Here is a 25226-nt window from a genome sequence, read left to right as displayed (position 1 = left end):
CGCCTCGATCAGCCAAAGAATGGCCGCCACAGGAGTCGACAGAACCACAGCGATCAGGGTCAGCGCCTGCCAGGTCAGACGTGGTGGCGGGAATTGATTTTGCATAGGGCACGTTAACTCTGTCTTCACTGACATCCGGTTAACAAACCATATGTCCCTGCACCCGTTGCAACAGTCCCGTGAATACGCTCAGGCCCTGCGCCGCCTCGGTGCCGAGGTGGATATGGGCGATCAAATCTGCCTGTATCGGAACGTCCCCCTGCTGGGCAGACTGGCCTATCTGCCGCGCGGACGTTGGCCAGAAATCGCCCCCCGGACGGCGACGGTGATCAATGCCGCTGACCCCAACCAAGACCTGACCCTGCTCGCGCAGGGGGCGATCCCGGTGATGAGCCAGCAATGGCTGGCCGTGCTGGACCTGCACCAAGGCGAACCCGCACTGATGGCGGCAATGCACGGAAAATGGCGCAATCGGCTGCGCGCGGCGATGGCCGGGCCACTGACGCTCACGAGCGGGCGTTTCTGTTCGCGAAAACACGCGTGGCTGCTGGCTGCTGACTCCCAACAACAGGCCGAGCGGGGCTATACCGCCCTGCCCCATGCGATCTTGGATTCCTACCCGGCCGACAGAACCCTGTTGATCGAGGCGCGCCTGGGCGCGACCCCCGTCGCGGCGATGCTGTTTTTGCTCCACGCACCGGGGGCGACGTATCACCTGGGCTGGACCGGCGCGCAAGGGCGCAAACACCACGCCCACACCCTGATCCTGTGGCACGCGATGCAGCGGTTGCGCGGCCTTGGCGTCCTGGATCTGGAGCTGGGGACGCTGGACGACACCAATACGCCAGGCCTGGTCCGGTTCAAGCTGGGCAGCGGTGCCAAGCCCGTACAATTGGGCCAAACATGGCTGTATCTGCCCCGTCTGGCGCCGCTGATCCGGGCGATCCGGCGCGGTGGTGGCTTTCTCTCTGGCCTTTTGCGCAAAGGCAGTATAGGCGGACCCCGAACAAGTCAGGATACGCCTCATGGATCTGCGCAACATCGCCATTATCGCCCACGTTGACCACGGGAAAACCACCCTGGTGGACGAATTGCTGAAACAGTCCGGGGCCTTCCGGGAAAACCAGGCCGTCGCCGAGCGCGCCATGGACAGCAACGACCTGGAACGCGAACGTGGTATCACCATCTTCGCCAAGCCCACCAGCGTTGAATGGAAAACCACCCGCATCAACATCGTGGACACCCCCGGCCACGCCGATTTCGGCGGCGAGGTCGAACGGATCCTGAGCATGGTGGATGGTGTTGTCCTGCTGGTGGACGCGGCCGAGGGCCCGATGCCGCAGACGAAATTCGTGACCTCCAAGGCGCTTGCGCTGGGTCTGCGCCCGATCGTGGTGCTGAACAAGGTCGACAAACCCGACGCCGAGCCTGACCGCGCGCTGGACGAATGCTTTGACCTGTTTGCCAGCCTGGGCGCGGACGAGGATCAGCTGGACTTCCCGCACATGTATGCCTCGGGGCGCAACGGCTGGGCCGACGCCGAGTTGGATGGGCCGCGCAAAGATCTGCACGCCCTGTTCGAGCTGATCGTGAACCACGTGCCCAAGCCCAAGCAGCTGGCGCACCAAAACGAAGATTTCCGCATGCTGGCCACCACGCTGGGCAGCGATCCCTTCATGGGTCGGACCCTGACAGGGCGCGTCGAATCGGGCACCGCCAAAGTCGGCGCCACCGTGCAGGCCATCAGCCGCATCGGCCAAAAGATCGAACAGTTCCGCATCACCAAGATCCAGGCGTTCCGCGGTCTGGCCATGCAGGAAATCGACGAAGCCGTCGCCGGTGACATTGTAACCCTGGCCGGTATGGCCAAGGCCACCGTGGCTGACACGATCTGTGCTCTGGCTGTCGAAGAACCGCTGGACGCGCAGCCCATCGATCCGCCCACCATCACCGTGACCTTCGGTATCAACGACTCGCCCTTAGCGGGCCGGGACGGCAAGAAGGTTCAGTCGCGCGTCATCCGTGACCGCCTGATGAAAGAGGCCGAATCCAACGTCGCTATCAAGATCGGCGAAACCCCCGGTGGCGAGGCCTTCGAGGTTTCCGGCCGTGGCGAACTCCAGATGGGGGTTCTGATCGAAAACATGCGCCGCGAAGGGTTCGAACTGTCGATTTCCCGCCCGCAGGTGATCATGCGCGAAGAAAACGGTGTCCGCATGGAGCCCGTCGAAGAAGCCACCATCGATGTGGATGACGATTACTCGGGCGTTGTGATTGAAAAACTGACCAGCACCCGCAAGGGCGAGCTGGTGGAAATGAAACCCGCCGGCGCCGGCAAAACCCGGATTGTGGCCCATGTGCCCTCGCGCGGGTTGATTGGGTATCACGGCGAGTTCCTGACCGACACCCGCGGCACCGGCGTGCTGAACCGCGTGTTCCACGGCTGGACCGAGCACAAAGGCGCCATTCCGGGCCGTCGCGCGGGCGTTCTGATCTCGATGGAGGACGGCGACGCGGTGGCCTATGCGCTGTGGAACCTCGAAGATCGCGGCAAGATGTTCATCGGCGCGCAGGCGAAGGTGTACCAGGGCATGATCATCGGCGAGCACAGCCGGGACAATGACCTGGAGGTCAACCCGCTGAAGGGTAAGAAGCTGACCAACGTGCGGGCCTCGGGCTCGGACGAGGCCGTGCGCCTGACCACCCCCGTCACCCTGTCGCTGGAAGAGGCCATCGCCTATATCAACGATGACGAGCTGGTCGAGGTGACGCCCAACGCGATCCGCCTGCGCAAACGCTATCTGGACCCGCACGAGCGCAAGCGGATGGCCAAACAGGCCTGATCGTCCAGCACCTCACAAAACCTGCGCATCAGCGCACAAAGCCCGGCCTTGCCGGGCTTTTTTGTGCGCACTACCTTCTGTTCAAACGGAGGACAACCATGCGTAAGATCCAAGCTCAGGGCGTACACCACATCACGCTGACCGGTGCTGACCGGCAAACCTCGATCGATTTCTGGGAGGGCGTGCTGGGCATGCCCTTCGTGTTCGATCAACCCAATCTGGACAACCCGGACGAAGGCCATCTGTATTTCGATCCCGGTGACGGGCGGCTGATCACCATTTTCACCAATGAAACCCGTAAGCCTGATCGGCGGCGCACACCTACAGAACCGGGCTGCGTGCATCATCTGGCGTTCAATCTTAGCCGGGCCAGCTTTACCCAGGCGGCCGAGCGGCTGGAGGCGCGCGGAATCGGGCATTCAGGGGTGAAGGATCGCGGGTTCATGGACTCGATCTACTTCAAGGACCCGCTGGGCATGCTGATCGAGCTGGCCACCTATAAATTCGAGCCCCCCGTTGGCTGCACCCATGCGGACGTGATGATCCTGGCGCATAAGCTGCGGGTCGAGCGGGGCGATTACAACATCCAGGAAATCCACCTGGCCGATGCGATCGAACAGCTGGTCGAGTCGCGCCAAGCCTCGCTCTCCGATGATCGCGGCGCGAAGAACCCGTTCTAACCAATTGAAAACAAAAGGCCGCGCTGGAATGGCGCGGCCTTTGATGTCGGGGCTGACAGGGTCACTCGTTGGTTTCAACCACCAGCAATTCCCGCTCGGACGCGCCTTTGGCGAATTGCAGCGCCTCTTGGTATTCGTCGCTGTGATAGCACGCGACGGCGGTGTCCAGATCGGGGAAGCGCGCGACCACGTTGCGCGGGCGCTCTTTGCCTTCCAGCTGAACATAGCGCGCGGCGCGGGCGATGAACTCGCCTCCGTGCTTGGTGACGGCCGGACCGGCCAGAGCCGCGTATTTCGCATAGGCCTTTTCGTCAGTCACAGTGACATGTGCGATCCAGAGTGCGCTCATCTTTATTCTCCAATAATTGCTTTGGCCGCATCTATGGCCGATTGTGCATTGCTTGCGTCGCGACCGCCACCCTGAGCCATGTCCGGGCGACCACCGCCACCTTTACCACCCAGTTCGGGCGTCGCGGCGCGGACCAGATCTACTGCAGAAACCGTTCCGGTCAAATCTTCGGTCACACCTGCGGCCACAGCGACTTTACCATCTGCATCCGCAATCAGCAGAACCGCCCCCGATCCAAGGCGAGACTTGTGCTCGTCAATCAACGCGGGCAGATCTTTGCCCGAAACACCCGACAACACCTGCGCCAGGAATTTCACGCCGTTTACCTCTTCGGCCTCGGCGCCCCCCCCTTGACCCGCGCCACCAGCCATCGCCAGTTCGCGGCGCAGTTGGGCAACCTCGTTGCTCAGCTGTTTGCGCTCGCTCAGCAGGGCCTCGACCCGGTCGGTTAGCTCGGACGGTTGCGCCTTTAGCGCGCCCAGAACCGCGTTCATGGTTTTGGCCTGATCGCTCAGATAATCCAGTGCGCCCTGCCCGGTCAGAGCCTCGATCCGGCGCACCCCGGCGCTGGAGGCACTGTCGCCCAAAATCACACACATGCCGATATCGCCGGTCTGTTTCACATGCGTCCCGCCGCACAGCTCCAACGAATAGGTCTGGCCGTCCTGGCCCTTGCCAGTGTCAGCGCGGCCCATGGACACAACGCGCACCTCGTCGCCATATTTTTCGCCAAACAGGGCCTGCGCGCCAATCGCACGGGCATCATCCGGCGTCATGATCCGGGTTTCAACGGGCGTGTTCTGACGGATAAAGGCGTTCACATCGGCGGCCACCTTGGACAGCTCGTCCTCGGTCAGGGCCTTGGCATGGCTGAAGTCGAACCGCAGACGATCGGGCGCGTTCAACGAGCCGCGCTGCGCCACGTGATCACCCAGGGTTTCGCGCAGGGCCTCGTGCAGCAGGTGCGTAGCCGAGTGGTTCGCCCGAATGGCCGAGCGACGGGTGTGATCCACCTCCAGCTCGACCGGGTCCCCCTTGGACACTGTGCCGCGTTCGACATCGACACGATGTGCAAACACCTTACCATCCGCGAATTTGCGCGTATCCGTGACCGAGGCCACGTCGTCACGGTTTTCGATCCGGCGGATCACGCCAGTATCCCCGACCTGACCCCCGGATTCACCATAAAACGGCGTCTGGTTCACCACGATCCAGCCGCTTTGACCCTCGGCGATCTTGTCGACCAGCGCACCGTCAACGATCAAGGCGGTGACCTGACCTTCGGCTTTTTCGGTGTCATAGCCCAGGAAATCGGTGGCGCCTTCGCCATCCATCACGTCGAACCAAACCGCGTTGTCAGCGGCCTCGCCGGAACCCGCCCAAGCGGCCCGCGCCTTGGCTTTTTGCGCGTCCATCGCAGCGTCAAATCCATCCGTGTCGACGGTCAGGCCCTTTTCGCGCAGCGCGTCCTGGGTCAGATCCAGCGGGAACCCATAGGTGTCATACAGCTTGAACGCAGCCGCGCCGGGCAGCGCGCCGCCCTCGCCCAGGCCGGCAACCTCGTCATCCAGCAGCTTCAGACCACGATCCAGCGTTTGCTTGAACCGGGTTTCTTCCAGCAACAGCGTTTCTTCGATCAGCGCCTGGGCCTGACGCAATTCGGGATAGGCATCGCCCATCTGAGCGGTCAACGCGGGCACCAGCTGATGCATGATCGGGTCCTTCGCGCCCAACAGATGCGCATGCCGCATGGCGCGGCGCATGATCCGGCGCAGCACATACCCGCGGCCGTCATTGCTGGGCATCACCCCATCCGCGATCAGGAACGAGGTCGAGCGCAAATGGTCCGCGATCACCCGGTGATGAACGTTTTTATCCCCGTATGGGTCCACGCTGGTGGCATGGGCCGAAGCCTCGATCAGCGATTTGAAAAGATCCGTGTCATAGTTGTCGTGGCTGCCTTGCAACAACGCGCCGATCCGCTCCAGCCCCATGCCGGTGTCGATCGATTGCATGTCCAGATCGACCATCGAGCCGTCTTCGAACTTTTCGTTTTGCATGAAAACGACGTTCCAGATCTCGATGAACCGGTCGCCGTCTTCCTCGGGGCTACCCGGAGGGCCACCCCAGATGTGATCGCCGTGATCATAGAAAATCTCGGTGCACGGTCCGCAAGGGCCGGTCGGGCCCATCTGCCAGAAGTTGTCCGACGTGTCGATGCGGATGATCCGATCCTCGGGCACGCCCACCTTTTTCCAGATCTCGAACGCCTCGTCATCGGTATGGTAAACGGTGGTCAACAGGCGGCTTTTGTCGATGCCGAATTCCTTGGTGATCAGCTCCCATGCGAAAGGAATGGCCTCAGGTTTGAAATAGTCCCCAAAGCTGAAATTCCCCAGCATTTCAAAGAACGTATGGTGGCGCGCCGTGTAACCAACATTGTCCAGATCGTTGTGCTTGCCGCCCGCGCGCACACATTTCTGCGAGGTCGTGGCGCGGACGTAATCGCGCTTGTCGACCCCGGTGAAACAGTTCTTGAACTGCACCATGCCCGAGTTGGTGAACATCAGGGTCGGGTCGTTGCGCGGAACCAGCGGGCTGGAGGGCACGATCGTGTGCCCCTGCTTCTGGAAATAGTTAAGGAACGTCGAGCGGATATCGTTCAGGCTGGGCATGCGTTTCAGGTCTTTCCGGACAAGGCCAATGGTCCCGCAGATTTAGCCCCGCCCGCGCCCGGTGTCCACCGTTAGGTGCGCCCTCATCGGCATAGCAAAGGCCGGCCCCGTTTTCGGAACCGGCCTTGTGTTGAATTTACGGGCGGATTAGGCCTCCAACACGTCTTCGTCTTCGTTGGACATCTCGAAATCCAGACCATGCGCGGCACGGATTTTATCTTCGATTTCAAACGCAACGTCTTCGTTTTCCTTGAGGAAAGTCTTGGCGTTCTCGCGCCCCTGCCCCAAGCGTTCATCATTGTAGCTGAACCAGGACCCGGATTTGTCGACCACACCAGCCTTCACACCCAGATCCAGCAGCTCGCCGGTCTTCGAGATGCCCTCGCCATACATGATGTCAAATTCGACCTGTTTGAACGGCGGTGCGACTTTGTTTTTCACCACTTTCACACGGGTTTGGTTGCCAACAACCTCGTCCCGGTCCTTGATGGCCCCGATCCGGCGGATGTCCAAACGAACCGAGCTGTAGAACTTCAGCGCGTTGCCCCCCGTGGTCGTTTCCGGGCTACCAAACATGACCCCGATTTTCATCCGGATTTGGTTGATGAACACGACCATACAATTCGAGCGGCTGATCGAACCGGTCAGCTTGCGCATCGCCTGGCTCATCAGACGGGCCTGAACGCCAACGTTGCTGTCGCCCATGTCACCTTCGAGTTCGGATTTCGGTGTCAGCGCCGCCACCGAATTGACCACGACCATGCTGACCGCACCAGAGCGCACCAGCGTATCCACGATTTCCAGCGCCTGTTCGCCCGTGTCTGGCTGGCTGATCAGCAGCTCATCCAGGTTCACACCCAGCTTCTTGGCGTATTGCGGATCCAACGCATGTTCCGCATCGACAAATGCGCAAATCCCGCCCTTTTTTTGCTCCTCAGCGACGCAGTGAAGTGTCAAGGTTGTCTTACCCGAGCTTTCAGGCCCGTAGATCTCGATGACTCGCCCTTTGGGCAGCCCTCCGATTCCCAAGGCAATATCCAGCCCGAGCGATCCGGTCGACGTTGCCTCGATCTCTTGAACGGCGTTTTCGCCCCCCAGTTTCATGATCGACCCTTTGCCAAACTGGCGCTCGATCTGGGAAAGCGCACTATCCAGTGCCTTTTGTTTGTCCGCGTTGCGTTTACTATCCATCGAAAGAAGATCTGCCGTTGCCATTGTTCACATCCTTATCCCACACGTTCTGCCTTGCGGCAATCATCACGTTTGTTCCCCATGTGTTCCTAGATGCATCATGAGCACAAAGCAGGAACATTTCAATCAAAATTTTCTGATTTTAATTTGGCGTGCGGTCGTTAAGTTTCAGTAAACACGCGCACAAGAAGCGCCCCCTGAGAATGGAAACAGATCTATGTTGATGTTTTGGAAAGAAAAGCTTGTGTTCCTGTCTGTTCCCAAAACGGGTACGACGGCCTATCACGAAGCGCTTGCGCAACGGGCGGACATGGTTGTCAGTGACCCGCCCGAGTTAAAACATGCCCCGCTATACCGCTACAATCGGTTCTTTCGGCCAATGTTTGAAAAAGTGGGTGGCGAAGGGTTTGAAACGCTTGCGGTTGTGCGTGAACCGATAAGCTGGCTTGGAAGCTGGTATAGATACCGACGTCGTCCGTTCATGTTGGGCCATCCGAATGCAACTCATGAGGTCACTTTTGATGACTTTGTGCTTGAGTACATTAAGGGATCGCCAGCAGGATTCGCGAATGTGGGAAGCCAGGCAAAGTTTCTGGAGCCCCGCCCAAACGGCGTCCGCGTCAATCACCTGTTTCGCTACGAAGATCAGGCCGGACTCCAGAAATTTCTCGAAGAGCGCCTAGAGTATCGGTTCGATTTGAACCGCGCGAACGTGTCCCCTCAGATGGAACTGGAATTAACCCCCGCCACGGAAAGACGATTGCGCCGAAAACGGGCGGAGGAATTCGAGCTTTGGGAAGGCGCGTCTACACACTCATGACATTTGATCATGAACGGTCTCCAACAGGTCGTTCAGCGAAAACGGTTTGGGCAGGAAGACCGAGTTGCTGACTGGTTCAGCGCTATCATCCAACGCATCCTCGGCATATCCGGAAACAAAGACAACGCGGGTATCAGGTCGTGATTTTCGCGCCTGTCTGACCCAGCTTGGGCCATCCATACCGGGCATAATCACATCGCTAATGAACAGATCGACATGCAGATGCGCGTCACTGAGCACATCAATCGCTTCTTCCCCCGTGCCGGCCTCGATCACGGTATAACCGCGAAGTTTTAACGCTTGCGAAGCAAAAGCGCGGACCGGTGCTTCGTCTTCAACCAAAAGAACCACGCCTTCGTCTCGATGCATATTGTTTTTTGGCTTCTCCGTTACGGGCTGCTGAACTTTTTGGGGTGGTTTCTCGCGATGCGCTGGCAACAGGATTGTAAACACAGTGCCCTGACCTACGATGCTGTCGATAAAGATGAAGCCACCACTTTGCTTGATGATTCCATAGGCTGTTGAGAGACCAAGCCCTGTACCTTCTCCTGTTCGTTTGCTCGTATAGAAAGGTTCAAAAACCTTCTGCAATTTGTCCTGAGGAATGCCGCATCCCTGATCGGAAACTCGCACGCTGACGTAGTCGCCCGGCGGGACAGTTGCCCGATCTCGGCGCAGCTCTTTTTCCAAAGTCTGACCACTCGTTTCGATACGGATCTCTCCGCCCTCTGGCATGGCGTCGCGGGCGTTCACGACCAAGTTCATAAGGACCTGTTCGAACTGGCGTTTATCAGCGCGAACCGGCATCAGAATGGGATCATGGCTAAATGTCAGCGTTACTTTTTCACTTACCAAGCGGTTCAACAAATGGGTGAGATCCGAAAGCGTATCGCGCAAATCCAAGGTCTCGGGACGCAATGTCTGTTTTCGCGAGAACGCAAGTAGCTGACCGACCAAAGCCGCCGCACGATTGGCATTCTGAGAGATCTGCACGAGGTCAGCGAAATCTGTGTCTTCTTGATCGTGCCTGAGCAGTAGTAAATCACAATGGCCCGAGATAGCCGTGAGCAAGTTATTGAAATCATGTGCCACTCCGCCCGCTAACTGGCCGATCGCCTGCATTTTCTGGCTTTGAACGAACTGGGCCTCCAGGCTTTTGAGCTCGGTCGCGTCATGCAGGACCGCAACCAGCGCATGTTTGCCCTCCGGTGTGGAAATACGCCCGAGCGAAACCTGTAAAAACACCTCTACGTCATTGTTTTTTAGGCGTAAAAACTCGGATTTGTTTAGGTACTTTCCCAAGGACGCATCAGTCAGCCAATCGCTGATCGGCCGGCCTAAACCTTCTAATATCCCTTGTAGCGATTGCCCCTGAGTCGTTTCGAGATGAAGCAATTCGCGCGCCAACCGGTTCGATTGAACGATCTGACCGTCATCTTCCAGTCTGAGAACCGCGACGGGCAGACGATCAAAAGCTGACCATTCAGACGCATCGGCAAACTCGGAAACGCTAATGGGAAGGAACACGAACTCTCGGCGCCCTGGATGCGTGACGGTTTCGGCGACCGCACAGGGGTGCAGGGTTTCCCCATTGCGCGCGACACAGATCTGACCATGCTCGGGCACACCTTCTGGAAAGACATCCAACAAAGTGCGCGCTCGGTCCCCGACGAATTGCCGCGCCGAGTCGTTCATCGACAGCACCGCATTTCGACGCCCGATCGTCACCGTCGGCAGACTTGGTCCACGCCCCGCGCGCAGCGGCGCCTCGCGTGTTTCGTCAATACGCCAGGCAATTTCCTGTTTTCCCAGCGCGGTGGCCTTTAGCCACAAATGTCCGCGCCGCGTGGTGACATCCTCGGTCGCACCGCCAGTGTCCAGCGCGCGAATTTGCATGCGCGTCAACAAGGTGCCCGGATTGCCCATCAGATCCTTCAGAACATTTGCCAGCGTCTGACCGTCTTCTGGTGACAGCCCCTCCTTGGCGGCCTGGTTCGCAAATGTGATGCGCCCAATATCATCCGTGACAAAACAGTAGCTGGAATCGCTTGCCAAATAGGCGCTGATGATCGAACGGTGCAGGCGCGCACGATGTCGCGCGCGCAGATAGAGCAGCGCAAACAGCCCCCCCGCCGTGCTGAGTCCGACGGCCAAGGACAACAACGCCTGCCCGGTCAGCCCTTGTTCGACCTGTGTCGACGCAAACGCACACAATCCAGCGCCCACTAGCAGAGCGAAAACTTGCCGCGCGTTTATACGCCCGCCCAAACCAGGTGCGGCTTGTGCTGAAACACTCATTTACCTTGCCATATGCTGATTCCACGTTGCTACAGTCTCGGCGCGCAACGGTTAATCCACCCTTAATCAGAACACATTCCCTTAAAGGTAGAATTATTCAGCATTTCTGGTCAAGCATGCCGCATAGAAGCCATCGTTTTGCGGTCCTGGCAGCCAGGCCTGCTGCCATACAAGAGTCCAGCCGGGGTTTCGCGTCTGGAATGCCGCGATCTGATTTTGGTTCTCGGAGCTTAGAACCGAGCAGGTCGCATAGATCAACGCGCCTGAATCTGCGACAAGCTGTTGTGTTTTATCCAGAATATCGGACTGGGTTGCGTTCAGATCCGCAAGTCCCTTGGGTGTCAGGGCCCATTTCCCCTCAGGAGAGCGGCGCCAGGATCCGCTACCCGAACACGGAACATCGCACAGGACGACATCATAGGGCGCCTGTGTTTTCAGCTGCGCGCTTTCAAGCAGGCGAACGGACACCCCGGCCCGTTTGGCACGGTTTGGAAGGTCCTTCAAGCGACCAGGATTCGCGTCATAAGCGCAGAATTTCCCCTGTACCCGCCCGGCCATCGCCAGAGTCTTGCCCCCGCCCCCGGCGCAATAGTCCAGAATGTTGTGCCCGTCCCGCAACGGCACCCGGTCGATCAGAGCCTGCGATCCACCATCCTGCAATTCAATCCAGCCATCTTTGAACACACTCGATTGGCTGACTTTCCGCGCGCCTTCGGTGACAATCAGAGCTGTCGGCGAGATCTCTGCCACATGCGCCGCGATGTCCTCTTGCGACAAGCGGGCAATGGCCTGGTCCCGCGTGGCTTTGCGCAGATTCACCCGCAACATCACCGGCGCGCGATGTTGCAGCGTGTCGCAGACCGCCTGGGCCTTGTCCTGCAGGCTGTCCTGAAACAGTGGGATCAGCCAATCGGGCAGGTTCATCGCCTCGGCCTGGTTCGGTGGGCGCGTGTTTTGTTCTGCCTCGGACAGCGGGGCTGGCGCATGGCCCTGACCGGTAAAGAAGTCTTCGGGCTCTTGCCCACCGGCCCGCAGCGCGCCGATCATCAGCCCACGGCCGGTTTCTGCGCCGCCCAAAGCCGCGAAAGAGCGTCGGCACCGCAGCGCCTCGAACACGTGATCCCGGATCGCGGCACGGTCCTTGGACCCGGCAAAACGCGAGCGCCGCGCCCAGCCGGTCAAGGTCTTTTCTGCGGGCGCGCCATCCAGGATCAGATCCAGAATCTCGGCCGCCGCCTGTAGTCGCGCCGCAGGGGTCATGCCAAATCAGCCGATCCGGTAGTTCGGGCTTTCGCGGGTGATCTGAACGTCATGCACATGGCTTTCCTTCAGACCCGCACCAGTGATTTTCACGAAATTGCTGTTCTTGCGCATCTCGTCCACGGTGGCATTACCAGTATAGCCCATGGCCGCGCGCAGACCGCCCACCAGCTGGTGGATCACGGTGCCAGCTGGGCCTTTATAGGGCACCTGGCCTTCGATCCCTTCGGGCACCAGTTTGTCGCTGGCCGCGTCCTTCTGGAAATAGCGATCGGCCGAGCCACGCGCCATTGCGCCCAAGCTGCCCATACCGCGATAGGATTTGAACGAACGACCCTGGTAAAGGATCACCTCCCCCGGGCTTTCATCGGTGCCCGCGATCATCGAGCCGACCATGGCGCAGGATGCCCCCGCCGCAATGGCCTTGGCAAAGTCGCCCGAGAACTTGATGCCGCCATCGGCAATCACCGGGGTATCCCCGGCGGCCTTGGCACAATCCATGATCGCGGTCAGCTGGGGCACACCCACACCGGCCACCATCCGCGTGGTACAGATCGAGCCCGGTCCGATCCCGACCTTCACCGCATCCGCGCCCGAGTCGATCAGCGCCTTGGTGGCCTCGCCGGTGGCCACGTTGCCCGCCACGACCTGCACTTCGTTGGACAGGCTCTTGGCCCGTTTGACGGCCTCCAGAACGCCCTCGGAATGGCCATGCGCAGTATCGACAACCAGAATGTCGACCCCTGCATCCACCAAAGCCTCGGAGCGTTCAAAGCCCGCCTCGCCAACACCAGTGGCCGCCGCCACACGCAGACGGCCCAGCTGGTCCTTACACGCCGTGGGGTTCAGCACCGCCATTTCGGTGTCTTTCAGCGTCAGCAGGCCCGTCAGTTTGCCCTGGCCATCATGTACCAACAGCTTTTCGATGCGGCGGGCCTTCATCAGGCTCTTGGCCTCGTCCAGATCAGCAGGTTCCGCCAACATGGCCAGATCATTGCTGGTCATCATCTCCGACACGGGCATGTCATCCGAACTGGCAAACCGCATATCCCGGTTGGTCAAAATACCCACAACCAGGCCATTTTCATCGACAACCGGGAAACCGGTGAAGTTATAGCGCTCGACCAAGGCCTTGGCGTCCGCCAGCGTCTGATCCACCCGCAGCGTCACCGGGTTATAAACGATCCCGGATTCAAACCGCTTGACCCGGCGAACCTCGCGCGCCTGTTCATCCACGGTCAGGTTCTTGTGAATCACGCCCATGCCACCGGCCTGCGCCATGGCAATCGCCATGCGCGATTCCGTGACGGTATCCATCGCAGAACTCAGCAGAGGGATATTCAGCGCAATCGAGTTCGTCACGCGTGTCCGCGTGTCTGCGGTCGACGGCAGAACGCTCGACGCAGCAGGAACCAGAAGAACATCATCGAAGGTTAGGGCCTCACGAATTTCCATAGGGGACTCCGGGAAAATGGGGATCGGTGTTGGCACGTCCCTATCTCATGCATCCGCAGGAAAGAAAAGCCCCAACTGACGTTTCGTGACCGGTTTATGCCGCTTGATACGCTTGTTTGCAGGCCCCACCCCCGCCATTCTACCCCCAAGCAGCACGCGGTTCTCAAGAGGTTCTCATGGCACACGGATATGAAAGCGGCAGGCTGGACCTGCCATTTGTCGGCATCGCGACCTTCGGCAAACGCCCCTATCAGCCCGAATGGGACCAGCTCGAGGCCGACGTGGCCATCATCGGCGCGCCCTTCGATTTCGGCACGCAGTGGCGCTCGGGCGCCCGGTTTGGCCCCCGTGCGGTGCGCGAGGCCTCGACCCTGTTCAGCTTTGGCCACGCCGGAGCCTATGATCACGAGGATGACGCCACCTATCTGCCCGGATCGGTCCGGATCGTCGACATGGGAGACGCGGACATCGTCCACACCGACACCGAAGCCAGCCATGCCAATATCGAAACCGCCGTGCGCGCTGCCCTCAGGGCCGGTGCCCTGCCCGTCACCATCGGCGGGGATCACTCGATCAACATCCCCTGCTTGCGCGCCTTTGACACACAGGGCGATTTCCATGTCCTGCAAATCGACGCCCACCTGGATTTCGTCGATGAACGCCACGGGGTGCGCCATGGTCACGGCAACCCCATGCGCCGCGCAGCCGAGCTTCCCTACGTCACCGGCCTGACCCAGGTCGGCATCCGCAATGTCTCCTCCACCGCGCGCGAAGGCTACGAGGACGCGCGCCAGATGGGCTCGGATATCCTGTCCGTGCGCCAGGCCCGCAAACTCGGCCCCCAAGACCTCGCCGCGCGCCTCCCGGCGAAAACACCGGTCTACATCACCCTTGATATCGATGCCTTCTGCCCCTCCATCGCACCGGGCACCGGCACCCCCAGCCATGGCGGATTCCTCTACTACGAGGTGCTCGAGCTGCTCCAACAGGTCGCCCGAAACCACGACATCATCGGCATCGACCTGGTCGAGGTCGCCCCCGACTACGACCCAACCGGCTCGACCGCCATCCTCGCCGCCCAGATCTTGCTCAACACGCTGGGCTTCATCTTCCACGCCAAGGGCCACCGCTAACCCTTTCTTTGCTCGCCCAAATACTCCCGCCGGAGGCATCCTTCCCCAGCGACCCATACCAACGATGACGCAGCGCGCGCCGCAAATGCCGTTTCCCGGCTTTCCTTCGCCCGCGCAGGCCCTATGATCCGCCGCAACGCGAACACCCAAGGCCTGATCCATGTCCGATCCTCTCGTTATCTTTACCCCCTCTGGCAAACGTGGCCGTTTTCCGGTGGGCACGCCCGTTCTGACCGCAGCCCGCCAGTTGGGCGTCGATCTGGATTCGGTCTGCGGCGGGCGGGGCATCTGTTCTAAATGCCAGATCACCCCCTCTTATGGTGAATTCCCCAAACACGGCGTCACCGTGCACGACACCGCGCTGTCCGACTGGAACGCGGTCGAGCAACGCTATGACGACAAACGCGGGCTGACCAAGGGCCGCCGCCTGGGCTGTCAGGCCACGGTTCAGGGCGATATCGTCATTGACGTGCCCCCTGAATCCCAGGTCCACAAACAGGTGATCCGCAAGGCCGCCAGCGCGCGCGCCATCACCATGGACCCGGCCACGCGGCTCTATTTCATCGAGGTGTCCGAGCCCGACATGCACGTGCCCACCGGCGATTTCGAACGCCTGAAATCCGCTCTGCGCGACCAGTGGCAGATCCAGGACCTGCGCGCCGATCTGTCCATCCTGTCCAAACTGCAACCCACCCTGCGCAAGGGTAACTGGCAGATCACCGTCGCCCTGCACCACGATCATACCGGCACCGCGCCGCACCTGATCGAGCTCTGGCCCGGCCTGCATGACAGCGGTCTGTACGGGCTGGCGATTGATCTGGGCTCGACCACCATCGCGGCGCATCTGTGCGATCTGCAAACCGGCGAGGTCATTGCCTCCTCGGGCCTGATGAATCCGCAGATCCGCTTTGGCGAAGACCTCATGAGCCGCGTCTCCTATGCCATGATGAACCCCGGTGGCGATGCTGAAATGACCACCGCCGTGCGCACCGCTTTGAACGAGCTGGCCGCCGCGCTGTGCACCGAGGCGCAGATTGATCCGGCCCTGCTGATCGAGGCGACCTTTGTCTGCAACCCGGTGATGCACCACCTGCTGCTGGGCATCGATCCGGTCGAGCTGGGCCAGGCCCCCTTTGCGCTGGCAACCTCTGACAGCCTGTCGCTGCCCGCTGCGCAGCTGGATCTGACCGCCCTGAACCCACGCGCGCAGGTCTATGTTCTGCCCTGTATCGCCGGCCATGTGGGCGCAGATGCCGCCGCTGTTGCCTTGTCCGAAGAACCCAATAAATCCAAAGACCTGGCGCTTATTGTTGATGTTGGCACCAACGCGGAAATCCTGCTGGGCAATACCGAACGGGTGCTGGCGTGCTCGTCCCCCACGGGCCCCGCATTCGAGGGCGCCCAGATCAGCAGCGGCCAGCGCGCGGCCCCCGGCGCCATCGAACGGATCGAGATCGACCCCACCACCAAAGAGCCCCGGTTCCGCATCATCGGCGTGGATATGTGGTCGGATGATCCGGGCTTTGCCCAGGCCGCCGCCGCGACGGGGATCACCGGTATTTGTGGCTCGGGCATCATCGAGGCCGTGGCCGAAATGCGCATCGCGGGCCTGTTGGATCCCTCGGGCCTGATCGGCTCGGCCGACCAAACTGGCACCCCCCGCTGCATCGCCGAAGGGCGTACCCATGCTTATGTCATCCATGACGGCACGGCGGATGGCGGCCCTTTGATCACCGTCACCCAAGGCGACATCCGCGCCATCCAGCTGGCCAAATCCGCGCTCTATGCCGGGGCGCGGCTGCTGATGGACGAAATGGGCGTTAACAAGGTGGATCGCGTGGTGCTGGCCGGGGCGTTCGGCGCCCATATCAGCCCCAAACACGCGATGGTGCTGGGCATGATCCCTGATGTGCCGCTGGATAAAGTTCAAAGCGCGGGCAATGCTGCGGGCACCGGTGCGCGGATCGCCCTGTGCAATATCGCAGCGCGCGCCGAGATCGAACAGACCGTGCATCAGATCACCAAGATCGAAACCGCGATCGAGCCACGGTTCCAGGAACATTTCGTCGCCGCCAACGCCATCCCTCACGCGACCGAGCCCTTTCCGGAACTGGCACAAGTGGTTGACCTGCCAAACGTCAGCTTCAACGTCAAAGCCGAAGGCACCGGCGGGCGCAGGCGCCGACGTCGTTAATTCGTTAACTTTCCACACTACCGTAGTCCTCACATCTGGCCCGGTCGTGCAAAACATGCTAGCGCGGGCGGACACAACCCAGGACACCTGCCATGACCCCGCGCCCTGCGCTGTCTCGTGTCGAGTTCATTGCCCTGCTGGCGATGCTCTTCGCGACGATCGCCTTTTCCATCGATTCCATGCTGCCCGCCCTGCCCGAGATCGCAGCCGAGCTCAGCCCCAATGACGTCAACCGCGCTCAGTTGATCCTGACCAGCTTTGTGCTGGGCATGGGGGCGGGCACATTTTTCACTGGGCCACTGTCAGATCGCTTTGGGCGCAAACCTGTCATCCTGGCCGGGGCGGGCCTGTATATCCTGGGGGCTGCGCTGGCCTTTGTCGCGCAGGGGCTGGAGCTGGTCCTGTTCGCCCGCTTTCTTGGCGGTGTCGGCGCCGCTGCGCCTCGTGTCGTGGGGCTGGCCATTATCCGAGACCTATATTCAGGCCGCGAGATGGCACGGATCATGTCCTTTGTGATGATGGTGTTCACGCTGTTCCCCGCTGTTGCGCCTCTGCTGGGGTCGATCATCATCGCATTTGCCGGATGGCGCGCGATTTTCCTGACCTTTATCCTGTTTGCAGGCGTCGCCGCTGCCTGGCTGGCCATCCGCCAACCCGAATCCCTGCCCCTGGACAAGCGCCGCTCGCTCCGCCCCGCCGATATGTGGGCCGCGATCCAAGAGATGTTCGCCCACCCCCGCGTGCGCCTGTCCATCCTGGCGCAGACCCTGTGTTTCGCCATCCTGTTCATGACCATCAGCCTGATTCAGCCCATCTTTGACGTGGTATTCGCCAAGACCGCCTCGTTTCCCTATTGGTTCGCTGGGATGGCGCTGCTGGCCGCCAGCGGGAATATTCTGAACGCGGCCCTGGTGGTTCGCTACGGCATGCGAAACCTGGCGACCATCGCCCTTGGCATCCAGATGGTCCTGTCGCTGCTGATCACGCTGGCCTGGCTTTCGGGATATTTCCCCAACGCGATGTTCTATCTGTTTCTGGCCTGGATGACCTCGGTGTTTTTCCAGATCGGCCTGACATTGGGCAACCTGAACGCCATCACGATGGAGCCCATGGGCCATATCGCAGGAATCGCGGCCAGTGTGTCGGGCGCCGTCGCCACCGTGATCGCCGCAGGCCTGGCCATCCCCGTGGGGCTCAGCTTTTCCAACACACCGCTGCCCCTGACCATCGGCATCCTGATCTCGGCCACAGCGGCGTTTCTGGTCCTGCTCAGAATGCGCCAGATCGACCTGCGCAACCCGGACGAGATCTAACCCCATGCAAACCTATCTGATCCTGTTCCTGGCCATCGCCGCTGAAACCATCGGCACCACCGCCCTGCAAGCCAGCCAGCAATTCACCCGGTTCTGGCCCTCAGTGCTTGTTGTGGTGGCCTATGCGCTCAGCTTCTGGCTGCTCTCGCTCACCCTGAAAACCATGCCCGTCGGCGTGGTCTATGCCATCTGGAGCGGCCTTGGCATCGTGCTGATCGCCCTGATCGGCCTGACCATTTTCGGACAAAAACTCGACCTGCCCGCGATCCTGGGCATGGGCCTCATCCTGACGGGCATTCTGGTGATTCACCTGTTCTCGAAAACCGCCCCGCACTAAGCCCGCTTTTTCTTGGCCCAAATACCCCGGGGGGAGGCCGCAGGCCGGGGGGCAGCGCCCCCAACCCGGTCAAAATCAATCCAGCGCCCGCAAGCGTTTGATCAAACTCGAAGTATCCCAGCGCGCCCCGCCCAGTTTCTGGACATCCTTATAGAACTGATCCACCAAAGCGGTCACCGGCAGGCTGGCTTCAATCTCGTCGGCGGTGGACAGGCAGATCCCCAGATCCTTGCGCATCCAGTCCACGGCAAACCCGTGCTCGAACTCATCATCCAGCATGGTTTCATAGCGGTTCACCATCTGCCAGCTGCCCGCCGCGCCTCCGCCGATCACCTCGACCACGGCGCGCCCGTCCAGACCGGCCTTTTCGGCGAAATGCAGCCCTTCGGACAGGCCCTGCACCAGACCCGCGATACAAATCTGGTTCACCATCTTGCACATCTGCCCCATGCCGCTTTCGCCCAGGCGTTTACACATCTTGGCATAGGCGTCGATCACCGGCTCAGCCTTATCATAGGCAGCCTGATCACCCCCGCACATCACCACCAGCTGGCCATTCTCGGCCCCGGCCTGCCCGCCGGACACGGGCGCGTCGACAAAGGCCACGCCTTGCCCGGCCAAGTCCCGGGTAACGGCCGCTGACACCGTTGTGTGATCCACAAAAACCGCGTCGTCCGACATGCCCGCAAAGGCGCCGTCCTCCCCCACACAGACCGAGCGCAGATCATCGTCATTTCCAACACAAGCCATCACGAAATCGCAGCCCTGTGCGGCCTCGCGCGGGGTCAGGCCTATTGCGCCCCCATACTCGGCCACCCAGGCCTCGGCCTTGGCGGCGGTGCGGTTATAGACCACCACCTCGTGCCCAGCCCTGGCCAGATGACCCGCCATCGGATAGCCCATCACCCCAAGGCCCAGAAACGCCACTTTCGCCATGTCACACTCCCTAGCATTTGTATTCACCCAAGTTTGTGGCTAGCTATCAGAACAAAGGCAAGGGCGAACGGGGACTCACCGCAAAATGGCGTTATTCATTACTTGGTTGTTCCGACTGTCCAGCGTGTTGATTGTGCTGGCGGTGATGGTCGTTCTGGTGATCTATTATCTCGCCTCGCGCTCGCTGCCTGACTATACCAAATCCCTAGAGGTCCGCGGGATTTCCGCCCCGGTCGAGATCGTGCGCGACAACGCCAATGTGCCTCATATCTTTGGGGCGACGGATGGGGATGTGTTCTTTGGTCTGGGCTATGCCCATGCGCAGGACCGGCTGTGGCAGATGACGGTGATGCGCCGCACGGTCCAGGGTCGCCTGTCCGAGGTTTTCGGCGCCCGCACGGTGGAAATCGACAAGCTGTTGCGCCGGTTTGATCTGTACAGCGCGGCCCAACGGTCTGTCAGCGCGCAAGACGCGCGCACGCAAGGGGCCCTGACCGCCTATGCCGCCGGAGTGAACGCCCGTGTCAACGAAATCAACCGTGATGCCCTGGGCCGTGGCGCGCCCGAAATGTTCCTGTTCAACGCGCCGATCGCCCCGTGGACCCCTGCGGATTCGCTGGCCATTGTCAAATTGATGTCCGTGCAACTGTCGGGCCAGCTGGAAACCGAGGTCCTGCGGGCGCGGACCTCTTTGTTGCTGCCGGATGCGGATCGTCTGGCCGACATCCTGCCCGATGCCCCGGGCAGTGGCGTTGCAGCGCTGGCCTCTTATGCCAGTTTGTTCGACACGCCCTTGCCTCGCTATGCCGAAGGACACCGGATCAGCGACCAGCTCTCGCCTTTCCCGCGCAAAGAGCTGGCCGGCGCGTCAAACGCCTGGGCGGCGGCCAAGCATCGTTCAGCGGCCGGGGGAACCTTGTTGGCCAACGATCCGCATCTGGGGTTCAGCGCGCCGACCATCTGGTATCTGGCGCGCCTTCAACTGCATGACGGCGGCGTGATCGGCGCCACCATTCCCGGTATTCCCACGGTCCAGTCGGGCCGCAGCGAGGATCTGGGCTGGGGCGTGACCTCGTCTTACATGGATGATCTGGATGTCTATATCGAGCGCCTGAACCCAGACAATCCCGAGCAATATCAGACACCTACTGGGTTCAAACCCTTCAGGACCCGCAAATCCATCATCCAGATCAAGGATTCCGAACCCGTCACCATCACCCTGCGCTGGACCGAGAATGGCCCCGTCCTGCCCGGCAGCCACGCCAATCTGGGCACGATCACCCCGCCCGGCCACGTGGCCAGCATCGCCTGGACCGCGCTTGGCGACAATGACACGACGCTCAGCGCCGGTGTCGGGCTGATGTATGCCAAATCGGTCCAAGAGGCCCTGTCGGCTCTGCGCCCCTATGTGGCGCCCTCGCAAAACGTGACCATGGTGGACAGTGACCAGATCGCCATGAAAACCGTGGGAGCGATGCCGCGCCGCTCGGCCCGCCATCAAAGCCAGGGGCGCATGCCCTCACCCGGCTGGCTTCAGGAAAACCGGTGGCAAGGGCACAGCGCCTATGCCGCGAACCCCGAATTCCTGCAACCGCTGGGCGGAATTGTCGGCAATACCAACAATAAAACCGTCGACCGCCCCTTTCCTTTGCATGTCAGCTTTGATTGGTCCGACTCGCAACGGGTGCAACGCTGGCAGCGCCTGATGCAGTCGCGTCAGGTCCACACCCGCGACAGCTTTATCGAGGCGCAACTGGATACCGTCAGCCCCGCCGCGCGCACGATACTGCCGCTGATTGCAGCGGATCTGTGGTTCACTGGTCAGGCCGCCCCCGATGGCACCCCCGAACGCCAACGCCAGCGCGCCCTGACATTGCTGGCCGAATGGAACGGCGAGATGTACGAACACGCCCCCGAGCCGCTGATCTACTCGGCCTGGGTCCGTGCCTTGCAAGCCCGCCTGATCCGGGACGAACTGGGACCGCTAGCCAAAGAATTCACCCATGTCGAACCCCTGTTTATCGAGCGGGTCTACAAGGATGTGAACGGTGCCTCGGTCTGGTGCGATGTGCTGCAATCCGCCCCGGTCGAGACATGTTCAGATCTGGCGCGGATGGCGCTGGATGACGCAATTATCTGGATCGAGGAACGCTATGGATCGCAGCTGGAATCGCTGCGCTGGGGCGACGCGCACCAGGCCACCCATGACCACCCGATCCTGGGCGAGGTGCCTTTGATGCGCTTCTTCGTCAATATCCGCCAATCCACCAGCGGCGGGGATCACACCCTGATGCGCGGCAAAACCAGTGGCGAGGACAGTGCGCCGTTCCAGAACGTCCACGGCGCAGGCTATCGCGGGGTCTATGATTTCGCCGATCCAGACAGTTCAGTTTTCATCACGTCGACCGGCCAGTCGGGGCATTTCCTGTCGCGCCATTATGACGATCTGGGCGAGCTATGGCGGCGCGGCGAATACATCCCGATGTCGCTGGATGTGGATCTCGCGCGCGCGGCCTCGGTGGGGGTGACGATGCTGCGCCCTGCCCCGTAAAGAACAGCTCGTAAAGAGCGCCCCGTAACTACATCTCGCGAAAGCGTTTTTCCTGCCGGTTTGTCCAGCGAACCGTCAGGTTGAACCCGGTGTCGTCCTGGGTCTCTGCCTCGACCAGTTCCTGTTCGAACAGCCAGGCCCGCTTGCGTCCTTCGGCGAAGGTCAGGTGGAGCTCGCTGATGTGATGTTCGGCCTCAAGCGCGCGGGTGATGCGCTCCATCAGCTCTGACAGCCCCTCGCCGGTGATCGCCGAAATCGCAAAGATATCATCCTCGCGCGCGGCACGGGACATGTGGGCGGCGCGAGTTTCATCGTCGAAATTGTCGATCTTGTTCCACAGCTCTAACACGGGCACGTCCTCGGGGACGCCCAGCGAATCCATGATTTCGTGCACATCCTTGGCCTGATTATCCGTCTCGGAATGCGAGATGTCGCGGACATGTAGGATCAGGTTGGCCGAAAGCACCTCTTCCAGCGTCGCGCGGAACGCAGCCACCAGTTCGGTGGGCAGATCGCTGATGAATCCCACCGTGTCCGACAGGATCACCTCGGGGCCGCCATCGGGCAGCTGAACACGCCGCATCGTGGGGTCCAGCGTGGCAAAGAGCATATCCTTGGCCATCACCTCGGCACCCGTCAAGCGATTGAAAAGCGTGGATTTTCCGGCGTTGGTATAGCCCACCAGCGCCACGATCGGATACGGCACCTTGGCGCGCGAGGCCCGGTGCAATTCGCGGGTTTTCACCACCTTGGCCAGCTGCCGACGCAGGCGCGTCAGCTGTTCATCAATAGCGCGGCGGTCCGCCTCGATCTGGGTCTCACCAGGTCCGCCGACAAAGCCCAAACCGCCCCGCTGACGCTCCAGGTGGGTCCAGGCGCGCACCAGACGGGTCCGTTGATAGGACAGCGCGGCCATTTCCACCTGCAACACGCCTTCACGGGTGCGGGCGCGGTCGCTGAAAATCTCGAGGATCAGACCGGTCCGATCCAAGAGCTTCACCTTCCACTCTTTTTCCAGATTGCGCTGCTGCACGGGCGTGACGGGGCCATCGATCAGTACCAGCTCGACCTCGGCGGCCTTCAGCTTGGCCTTTAGCTCCTCGATCTTGCCCGAGCCAAAGAACAGCCCCGGCTGAGGCCGCTGAACGCGCACGGTTTCCGCCCCCACGACCTCGAGGTCAGGGAGCGCCGCAGCCAGAGAAACGGCCTCGTCCAGCGCAAAGGCCGGATCGCGCCGTTCACGTTCGGATTTGATGTCAGGATGCAGAACCCAGGCGAGGGTTGCCTCCTTGTCATGCGTCATCAATTGGCGTCGTCACCGTCATACAGGTTGATCGGCTGCGACGGCATAATGGTCGAGATCGCATGCTTGTAGACCAACTGGGACTGGCCATCGCGGCGCAGCAACACACAAAAATTGTCAAACCAGGTGATAACACCCTGCAATTTGACACCGTTGATCAGGAAAATAGTGACCGGAATTTTGGTCTTCCACGTGTGATTCAGAAACGCGTCTTGCAAGTTTTGCTTATCGGAAGCCATGGAATAAACCTTTGTTCTTGCGCAGAGTCGCGGACCGACCCTGGTGTTCTAAGGCTAAGTATGTCGCGGCCAGAACCGAGTTACCAGCCCAAAAGTAAAATAGTTACCTTGTGAACTGCTTGGCACTGTCAACTACGCCAAACATCACTGGTCAGCAGCGCAATAATGGCCAGCATTTCCAGCCGCCCCAGGATCATCGCCGCGCAGAATGCCAGCTTGGCCGAGCCCGCCAGCTCCAGCAGGCTGAAACTGTCTTCTGGTGCGATCACGACCAGCGGGCCGGTGGTGGACAGGGCAGAGATCGACAGGATAATCGCGTTCTCAAAGCTCAGCCCCAGGCCGGCAAAAATCACCGTGAAGCCGGACAATGACAGCGCAAAAAGCATAAAGAAGATCCAGGCGATATAGGCGCCTTTTTTGCGAATGCGGCGCGACACTCCGGTGCTGCGCCCCACCGAGGACGGATGCACCAGCCGATCCATCTCGCGCAGACCGTTCAGGTACAGCGCCCAGACGCGCAGCAGCTTGACGCCTCCGGCCGTGGTCGCAACCCCACCCCCGATCAGCGCGAGCCCCAGAAAAATCAGACCGGGCGTCGACATGCCCGACCAAAGCTGCGCCGTATCCCATTGCGCGCTGATAAACCCTGTCGTGCTAAGAAAGGACAGTGCGGTGAATATGCTGCCCCAGAAGGCCCGCAAGGCGATCATAACCCCGCCCGCTTGGGTGCCGTCCACGGCCTCGGCCCCCCACCAATGGCGCAGGAACAGCAGCACAGGCACGGCGATCACGATCATCATGCCCAGACGGAATTCGGGGTCGGTATGAATGCCTCGACGGGCGGTGGTGATGGTGTCACTGGAAAACGTCAGACGCGACAGGGCGAACAGCATGAACAACGCCATCACGATTTCGCCCGGAATGCCCGAGCCCCCGGCCTGCGCCCCCGCGATCGGAGAAATGCCACTGGTCGCCATCACAGACATCGCATGGCACAGCGCCACCAGGGGACGGTCGCCACTGATGACCATCATGATCCACAAAGCCAGCGTTAGCCCGCCATAGATCGGGATCAGCTGCGCCGAAATCCTGAGGATGCGCCGCTGTGGATCGCTGGTATCCAACCCCCGCCCCGGCCCCTCGCCCTGCCCCGGTTCGGCCGAGGCCGTGACCTCGAAGCCCCCCAGGTTCAGCGGCGCCAGAATGGCCGCAGCCGCAATCCACATCAGCAGCCCGCCCAGCCAACCGACCTGTGCGCGCCACAAATGCTGGGTCGAGCTCAGCCGATCCGCGTCAAACAAGGTCGCCCCGGTGGTGGTCAGGCTGGACACCATTTCGACATAGGCATTCAGGAAACTGGTGGTGCGGATGGTTTCATACAGCGGCACCGCCAACATCACCGGCAGAACCACGAAACAGGCAAACAGCGCCAGCAGATCGCCCATGGTGCCGCGTTTGCGCTGGCGTCCCCACATTGCCATTGCCACCAGGCTGACTGCCAACAAAAACAGCGTTCCAGAATAGAAGAACGTGCGCGCCTGGAAAAAATCATCCACCGCCAGCGCATGGGCTGCGGGCAGATACATGGACAGGGCGCCGATCCCCATCAGCAGCAAAAACAGCGGTTGGTTTCGCAGCTGGTCCCACAT

19 protein-coding genes are annotated in these 25226 nt (G+C 60.9%); 9 read left to right on the top strand and 10 right to left on the bottom strand.

Going from position 1 to position 25226, the window contains the following annotated elements; all coding sequences use genetic code 11:
• The first annotated feature begins 151 nt into the window (after positions 1-151).
• The 3 genes from ACXADQ_RS14860 to ACXADQ_RS14850 all read left to right on the top strand — a co-directional run bounded on the left by ACXADQ_RS14860 (position 152) and on the right by ACXADQ_RS14850 (position 3523).
• Positions 152-1063 (top strand): GNAT family N-acetyltransferase, encoded by a 912-nt coding sequence (locus ACXADQ_RS14860; RefSeq protein WP_475322258.1) that lies wholly within the window; start codon positions 152-154, stop codon positions 1061-1063.
• A complete protein-coding gene (typA, locus tag ACXADQ_RS14855) occupies positions 1026-2843 on the top strand; it encodes a translational GTPase TypA (protein WP_475322254.1) in 1818 nt (605 codons plus the stop codon). Before ACXADQ_RS14860 ends, typA begins: the two co-directional genes overlap by 38 nt.
• A 98-nt stretch (positions 2844-2941) precedes the next feature.
• Positions 2942-3523 carry a VOC family protein gene (locus ACXADQ_RS14850; RefSeq protein WP_475322252.1) on the top strand — a complete coding sequence of 194 codons (582 nt, stop codon included), beginning with the start codon at positions 2942-2944 and terminating at the stop codon, positions 3521-3523.
• Positions 3524-3584: 61 nt separating this feature from the next.
• Here the strand turns inward: ACXADQ_RS14850 and ACXADQ_RS14845 are convergent, their stop codons facing one another.
• The 3 genes from ACXADQ_RS14845 to recA all read right to left on the bottom strand — a co-directional run bounded on the left by ACXADQ_RS14845 (position 3585) and on the right by recA (position 7762).
• The gene (locus ACXADQ_RS14845) at positions 3585-3872 is read right to left on the bottom strand and encodes a DUF1330 domain-containing protein (RefSeq protein ID WP_475322250.1); all 288 of its coding nucleotides are present in this window, start codon (positions 3870-3872) and stop codon (positions 3585-3587) included.
• Between the two features lie 2 nt (positions 3873-3874).
• Positions 3875-6547, bottom strand: coding sequence for an alanine--tRNA ligase (gene alaS, locus ACXADQ_RS14840; RefSeq protein ID WP_475322248.1), 2673 nt, complete (start codon positions 6545-6547; stop codon positions 3875-3877).
• A 147-nt stretch (positions 6548-6694) separates the two neighbouring features.
• Positions 6695-7762, bottom strand: a complete 1068-nt coding sequence (recA, locus tag ACXADQ_RS14835; protein ID WP_475322246.1) for a recombinase RecA — start codon at positions 7760-7762, stop codon at positions 6695-6697.
• Positions 7763-7955: 193 nt separating this feature from the next.
• On the opposite strand from recA, the gene ACXADQ_RS14830 reads away from it, so the two are divergent.
• Entirely contained in the window at positions 7956-8558 is a 603-nt protein-coding gene (locus tag ACXADQ_RS14830; RefSeq protein WP_475322244.1) for a gamma-glutamyl kinase, read from the top strand.
• On the opposite strand, the gene ACXADQ_RS14825 is transcribed toward ACXADQ_RS14830, so the two are convergent.
• The 3 genes from ACXADQ_RS14825 to guaB all read right to left on the bottom strand — a co-directional run bounded on the left by ACXADQ_RS14825 (position 8553) and on the right by guaB (position 13571).
• Positions 8553-10856: a hybrid sensor histidine kinase/response regulator gene (locus ACXADQ_RS14825; RefSeq protein ID WP_475322240.1), complete on the bottom strand. Its 2304-nt coding sequence runs from the start codon at positions 10854-10856 to the stop codon at positions 8553-8555. The genes ACXADQ_RS14830 and ACXADQ_RS14825 overlap by 6 nt on opposite strands.
• A gap of 93 nt (positions 10857-10949) precedes the next feature.
• Positions 10950-12116 carry an RsmB/NOP family class I SAM-dependent RNA methyltransferase gene (locus tag ACXADQ_RS14820; RefSeq protein WP_475322238.1) on the bottom strand — a complete coding sequence of 389 codons (1167 nt, stop codon included), beginning with the start codon at positions 12114-12116 and terminating at the stop codon, positions 10950-10952.
• A gap of 6 nt (positions 12117-12122) precedes the next feature.
• Positions 12123-13571, bottom strand: a complete 1449-nt coding sequence (gene guaB / locus ACXADQ_RS14815; protein ID WP_475322236.1) for an IMP dehydrogenase — start codon at positions 13569-13571, stop codon at positions 12123-12125.
• Between the two features lie 176 nt (positions 13572-13747).
• On the opposite strand from guaB, the gene speB reads away from it, so the two are divergent.
• The 4 genes from speB (at position 13748) to ACXADQ_RS14795 (ending at position 18548) form a co-directional block, all read left to right on the top strand.
• Positions 13748-14704: an agmatinase gene (gene speB, locus ACXADQ_RS14810; protein WP_475322233.1), complete on the top strand. Its 957-nt coding sequence runs from the start codon at positions 13748-13750 to the stop codon at positions 14702-14704.
• 160 nt (positions 14705-14864) lie between these two features.
• Positions 14865-16898: an ASKHA domain-containing protein gene (locus ACXADQ_RS14805; RefSeq protein ID WP_475322230.1), complete on the top strand. Its 2034-nt coding sequence runs from the start codon at positions 14865-14867 to the stop codon at positions 16896-16898.
• A 92-nt stretch (positions 16899-16990) separates the two neighbouring features.
• Positions 16991-18211: a multidrug effflux MFS transporter gene (locus ACXADQ_RS14800; RefSeq protein WP_475322226.1), complete on the top strand. Its 1221-nt coding sequence runs from the start codon at positions 16991-16993 to the stop codon at positions 18209-18211.
• A gap of 4 nt (positions 18212-18215) precedes the next feature.
• On the top strand, positions 18216-18548 hold the full coding sequence (locus ACXADQ_RS14795) for an SMR family transporter (protein WP_475322221.1): 333 nt from the start codon (positions 18216-18218) through the stop codon (positions 18546-18548).
• 75 nt (positions 18549-18623) lie between these two features.
• Here ACXADQ_RS14795 and ACXADQ_RS14790 read toward each other — a convergent pair whose 3' ends face one another.
• Positions 18624-19511 carry an NAD(P)-dependent oxidoreductase gene (locus ACXADQ_RS14790; RefSeq protein WP_475322217.1) on the bottom strand — a complete coding sequence of 296 codons (888 nt, stop codon included), beginning with the start codon at positions 19509-19511 and terminating at the stop codon, positions 18624-18626.
• 58 nt (positions 19512-19569) lie between these two features.
• On the opposite strand from ACXADQ_RS14790, the gene ACXADQ_RS14785 reads away from it, so the two are divergent.
• The gene (locus ACXADQ_RS14785) at positions 19570-22035 is read left to right on the top strand and encodes a penicillin acylase family protein (RefSeq protein WP_475322213.1); all 2466 of its coding nucleotides are present in this window, start codon (positions 19570-19572) and stop codon (positions 22033-22035) included.
• A gap of 28 nt (positions 22036-22063) precedes the next feature.
• Here ACXADQ_RS14785 and hflX read toward each other — a convergent pair whose 3' ends face one another.
• From hflX to ACXADQ_RS14770, 3 genes are all read right to left on the bottom strand, one after another.
• The gene (gene hflX, locus ACXADQ_RS14780; RefSeq protein ID WP_475322210.1) at positions 22064-23338 is read right to left on the bottom strand and encodes a GTPase HflX; all 1275 of its coding nucleotides are present in this window, start codon (positions 23336-23338) and stop codon (positions 22064-22066) included.
• Positions 23338-23577, bottom strand: coding sequence for an RNA chaperone Hfq (hfq, locus tag ACXADQ_RS14775; protein WP_475322206.1), 240 nt, complete (start codon positions 23575-23577; stop codon positions 23338-23340). Before hfq ends, hflX begins: the two co-directional genes overlap by 1 nt.
• Before the next feature lie 128 nt (positions 23578-23705).
• Positions 23706-25226, bottom strand: a complete 1521-nt coding sequence (locus tag ACXADQ_RS14770; protein ID WP_475322202.1) for a TrkH family potassium uptake protein — start codon at positions 25224-25226, stop codon at positions 23706-23708.

Source organism: Thalassovita sp. ABM4_323, from assembly GCF_056158665.1.
The sequence above is the reverse complement of the archived record's forward strand: the minus strand, read 5'-3'. Positions and strand labels throughout refer to the sequence as shown.